Source organism: Selenomonadales bacterium (genome assembly GCA_017442105.1).
Taxonomy (GTDB): Bacteria; Bacillota; Negativicutes; order RGIG982; family RGIG982; genus RGIG982.
The window spans coordinates 1-5,178 of the sequence record JAFSAX010000011.1; the positions used below are offsets into that span (position 1 = coordinate 1).

The window sequence follows — 5,178 nt, forward strand, 5'->3', positions numbered from 1 at the left end:
ACCATCGTGTCCGAAGCTTCTTTTTTAAGATGTATCAAATATTCGATATTACCTTCCGGTCCTTTTACAGGCGAATACGTCAACCCGCACGGATGGAATTGAAGTTCCTGTGATAACTGATAGACCTTCACGATGACTTCTCGATGTACGGCAGGATCGCGCACAACACCTTTTTTACCGACTTTTTCACGACCTGCTTCAAACTGCGGTTTGATGAGCGCGACAAGTTCGCCATCTTCTTTCAGAAGCGTCGCTGCAACAGGCAATACTTTATCAAGCGAGATAAACGCGACGTCGATCGAAATAAAATCAACGGCCTGTCCGATATCTTCAAGCGTTACATTGCGGATATTCGTTCGCTCCATATTGACGACACGCTCATCTGTACGAAGCGACCAAGCAAGCTGACCGTATCCGACATCGACTGCGAATACTTTTACAGCACCGTTTTGCAGACCGCAATCAGTAAATCCGCCCGTCGAAGCACCGATATCCATCATCACTTTCCCGTCAAGCGTAATAGGGAATGTTTCCATTGCTTTTTCGAGCTTCAAGCCACCGCGACTGACATATTTCATGCCACCGTCGACACGGATAACGGCATCTTCTTTGACCATCGTTCCTGCCTTATCGGCTTTTTGATTATTGATATATACATTGCCTGCCATAATAAGCGCACGCGCCTTTTCACGACTCTCTACCATGCCTTGTTTGACAAGCAACACATCCAATCGTTCTTTTGCCATAATTTATTGTACTCCATTTTTTCTAAAAACAGCTCTGTCTGACGTGCGATCCCCGCTTCATCAAGTGCCAAGTCACGCAAAAGAAGCGCACGCGCACCATGCTCGATAAATCGGTCGGGAACACCAAGACGCAAGACCTTCACACCATGAAGACCTGCTTCGTTCAAAAGTTCCATGACTGCCGATCCGACACCGCCGTGAAGCGCATTTTCTTCCACCGTCACAATACAGCGGTATTGCATTGCTGTCTTTAAGATCAATTCTTTATCGAGCGGCTTTGCAAAACGCAGGTTGATAACGCCTGCTTTGATATTCTGCCCGCTAAGGATATCTGCCGCCAACTCACAATTATGTACCATCGTACCGAGCGCAAGGAATGCAACATCACTGCCCTCACGTACGACTTCACCTTTGCCTATCGGTAATACCGACGGTTCTGTATCTATCTCGACACCAAGCCCGCTGCCGCGCGGATATCTGAGTGCTACCGGGTGTGGATATGATACCGCAGAAGCCAGCATTTGACGAAGCTCATTTTCATCTTTCGGCGCCATAATGACGATATTCGGGATCAAGCGCAAGTAGCTGATATCGAATACACCATGATGAGTAGGCCCATCTTCACCGACAAGCCCCGCACGGTCGATCGCAAATACGACAGGCAGATCTTGCAGACAAACATCATGCAATATCTGATCGTATGCACGCTGTGCAAATGTCGAATAAAGTGCCACAACAGGTTTCTTGCCTGCCATCGCAAGGCCTGCCGCAAGTGTCGCGGCATGCTGTTCGGCAATACCTACATCAAAAAACTGTTTCGGGAATCGTTGAGAAAATTTTTTCAGGCCTGTCCCTTCGGGCATCGCCGCCGTGATACCGATGATATCAGAATCTTTTTCAGCAAGTGCGATAAGGGCATCACTGAACATCGAAGTATAGCTCGGAGCCGACGGTTTTTTATGCACTTTTCCCGTTTCCACACAGAACGGCCCCACACCGTGAAACAAATCTGCATGTTCTTCGGCAGGTTTGTAACCTTTGCCTTTTTTCGTCAAAACATGGACAAGAACAGGACCTTCTCTGTGCTTCGCTTTCGTCAGCATCTCGGTAAGAAGCTCAATATTATGCCCGTCGATCGGTCCATAATAATGAAATCCCAATTCTTCAAAAACCATGCCGGGCGGTACCAGAAGATAGCTCAAACCGTCTTTCATCTTCTTGACCGTTTTGAACGCCTTATCTCCGACAGCAGGAATCTGCTTCAAGAATGTTTCTGCATCTTGTTTTATCTTATTATACGAGGATGCCACACGTGCTTTGGACAAATATTCCGAAAGCGCACCGACATTTTTGGCGATGGACATCTCGTTATCATTCAAAATCACGATCATATGTGCGTCTGTATCACCTGCATGATTGAGTGCTTCGAACGCTTGTCCGCCTGTCATCGAGCCGTCGCCGATAACAGCCAAAACTTGATGATCTTCGCCGTTCATATCACGCGCAAGTGCCATACCGAGTGCCGCAGAGATAGAAGTACTCGAATGTCCCGTACCAAACGAATCGTGCTCACTTTCTCTGATCTTCGGAAATCCGCTGATACCGTCTTTCGTACGAAGTGTATGAAAGCGATCTCTGCGCCCTGTCACGATCTTATGCACATACGATTGATGGCCTACATCGAATACGATCTTATCTTTCGGTGTATCGAACACACGATGAATCGCAAGCGTAAGCTCTACAACGCCCAAGTTCGGCGCAAGGTGACCACCTGTATGTGATACCGTTTCGATCAATAATTCTCTGATCTCGGCGGCAAGTTTTTTTACGTCTTTCAGTGACATATTTTTTATCTGATTCGGCGACACGAGCGTGTCTAAAAGTCTAGTCAACCGAACACCTTCTTTCTTACAAAAACCCTACCTTATATTATAGCATAAAAATACACCAATTTTGAGAATTTTATTGAATTCTTTCATCGTTATGCCAAGTTATATGCAATCAAAAAACCAAGCACCGCACCCGCCAATACTTCCAGCGGTGTATGTCCGAGAAGCTCTTTCAATTCACGTTCTACCAAAATATGCTCTGACCGTAGTTGCTTCAGCAAGCGATTCAGAACACGTGCCTGCTGTCCCGCCGCCTGCCGAACACCTGCGGCATCGTACATAACGATACTGGCCAAGATAAACGAAAGTGCAAATGTCGACGATGCCAGACCTTCCGTCATCGCCGCAGCTGTTGCCATCGCAACGACGAACGACGTATGAGAGCTGGGCATTCCGCCCGAACCAAACAGTCGTTCCAGATCTAATTCTTTTGTCTTACGATATGCTAAGACCGTTTTGATGATCTGCGCCGCCGCCCATGCAAGAACGGCACTGACAAGGATATGATTAGAGAGCAATGCCTTCACAGCACTTTCCACGTTAAGCACCTCAGCTTTCGCGTTTTAACAAATATTCTACCAAGTCTTTGAGTACCGCACCGCGCTTTCCAAACATCGCGAGTGCATCGACAGCATCAGCGACCGTTTCTTTAGCCATTTGCTGTGCGATTTCGACCGAATGAAGCGTCACGTATGTCGATTTATTATTTTTCAGATCACTGCCGACAGGTTTGCCGATTGCTTCTGCCGTGCCAATGACATCAAGGATATCATCTGTGATCTGAAATGCCAGACCGAATTTTTCTGCATAGAGAGTAAGCGCTTCAATCTCTTTCTCCGATGCACCACCTAGAATAGCCCCTGCACGAACAGCCGCACGGAAAAGTGCTCCTGTTTTTGCACGATGCATCTGTTGAAGCGTATCAAAAGATACGGCTTTGCCTTCCGATTCCATATCGATAACTTGTCCGCCGACCATACCTTCGGGGCCTGCCGCCGATGCGATCTCTTTTACTACTTTGAGAAGTGTCTTCGGGTCAACCCCTTCTTGAGAAAGCATCGTTTCAAATGCATACGTCAAGAGAGAGTCCCCAGCCAAAACGGCAATTCCTTCTCCGTACACTTTGTGATTCGTCAACTTACCGCGACGATAATCATCATTGTCCATCGCAGGCAGATCATCATGGATCAACGAATACGTGTGGATCATCTCCAGACCGCACGCAACATTAAGGAACTTGTTGCCGTCCGCACCGACTGCATCGGCCGCCGCCAATAGAAGTACGGGGCGAAGTCTTTTACCACCTGCGAACAGACTGTATCGCATCGAATCAAAGATCGTAGGCGCGATCTCCCCTTCGATCGTCATAGCATTACGAAGTGCTTCATCAATAAGCGGTAATTTGGCTTTGCAATAGGCTTTAAACATGGCTTTCTTCCTCCAATACGAGCGGCATCTCAACGATCTTATCTTGTTCTTTCTGCAACACTTTATCCATTGCAGCTTCCGCTTTTTGTAGTCTGTCTTGACAGATTTCTACATATTCCATACCATCTTCAAATGTCTTCAGCAGTTCCGCCAACGGCAGATCACCGCTTTCGAGCGTACTTGCCGCTTCTTCCAAGCGAAGAAGCGCATCTTCAAACGACATTTTATTTTTCTCTGTTTTTCTCATGTTGTATCTCCCTTTCAACTACCTTGAGCGATAATCTTCCATCTTCCAACTTCGCATAAATAGTCTGCCCGTCTTCCACCTGGGCGACTTGACGCACAAGATTTCCTTCCGTATCGGTCAGCATACTGTACCCTCTTCGAACGGCATCTTCGGGATCGAGCATCCGAAGCCTCTTCTCTGCAAGAACGAACCGATGCCGTTTCTCGGTCAATGCTTTTTCCGCCCGCTTAACGATCTGCTCCCGCAAAAAATCGACCGTCTGTCCTTTCCGCTCGACGGATACAGCAAGTCGCTTCATCATCTTCTCTGCCGAATATTGACGATATGAAGTTTCTTTCTCGCGCAAAGATCGTCTTACAGCCTGCAGCATACGATTCTGCTGTGCCATGATCTGCATCTGCCATTCAGCATGATCTAATACGGTAAGCTCTGCCGCATGAGACGGTGTCGCCGCACGCATATCTGCCGCAAAATCCGTCAACGTGAAGTCTGTTTCATGTCCGACTGCCGACACGATCGGAATATTAGACGATGCCACAGCACGTACTGTCAACTCTTCGTTGAACGGCCAAAGGTCTTCCATCGAACCGCCACCGCGACCGACAATGAGCACATCGACAGGATACTCTTCATTAAACATACGGATCGCTTCCGCGATCTGACCTGACGCCTTATCGCCTTGCACCTGTACAGGACATAAGATAAACTCTGCATTCGGATTGCGACGTTTCCCGACTTTTAAAATATCTCGCAAAACAGCTCCCGTCGCCGAAGTAACGATACCGATCTTTTTGGCAAGTAGCGGAAGCCTCTTTTTGCGCACCGTATCAAAAAGCCCCTCTGCTTCCAATTTCGCCTTCAGTTGCTC

Annotated in this window: 6 protein-coding genes; all 6 read right to left on the reverse strand. The window is 47.6% G+C overall.

All coding sequences use genetic code 11. The features are described from left to right. On the reverse strand, window positions 1-746 hold a 746-nt coding region (locus tag IJN28_00440; protein ID MBQ6712239.1), incomplete at its 3' end, for a TlyA family RNA methyltransferase. Then, window positions 698-2,638, reverse strand: a complete 1,941-nt coding sequence (locus tag IJN28_00445) for a 1-deoxy-D-xylulose-5-phosphate synthase (GenBank protein MBQ6712240.1) — start codon at window positions 2,636-2,638, stop codon at window positions 698-700. The genes IJN28_00440 and IJN28_00445, both read right to left, overlap by 49 nt. 89 nt (window positions 2,639-2,727) lie before the next feature. Further along, entirely contained in the window at window positions 2,728-3,174 is a 447-nt protein-coding gene (locus tag IJN28_00450) for a divergent PAP2 family protein (GenBank protein ID MBQ6712241.1), read from the reverse strand. 10 nt (window positions 3,175-3,184) lie between these two features. Beyond that, a complete protein-coding gene (locus IJN28_00455) occupies window positions 3,185-4,063 on the reverse strand; it encodes a polyprenyl synthetase family protein (GenBank protein MBQ6712242.1) in 879 nt (292 codons plus the stop codon). Continuing rightward, the gene (xseB, locus tag IJN28_00460) at window positions 4,056-4,310 is read right to left on the reverse strand and encodes an exodeoxyribonuclease VII small subunit (GenBank protein MBQ6712243.1); all 255 of its coding nucleotides are present in this window, start codon (window positions 4,308-4,310) and stop codon (window positions 4,056-4,058) included. The genes IJN28_00455 and xseB overlap by 8 nt, the downstream gene beginning before the upstream one ends. Next, window positions 4,288-5,178 (reverse strand): exodeoxyribonuclease VII large subunit (gene xseA / locus IJN28_00465; GenBank protein MBQ6712244.1); only part of this gene is annotated, 891 nt, incomplete at its 5' end. The genes xseB and xseA, both read right to left, overlap by 23 nt.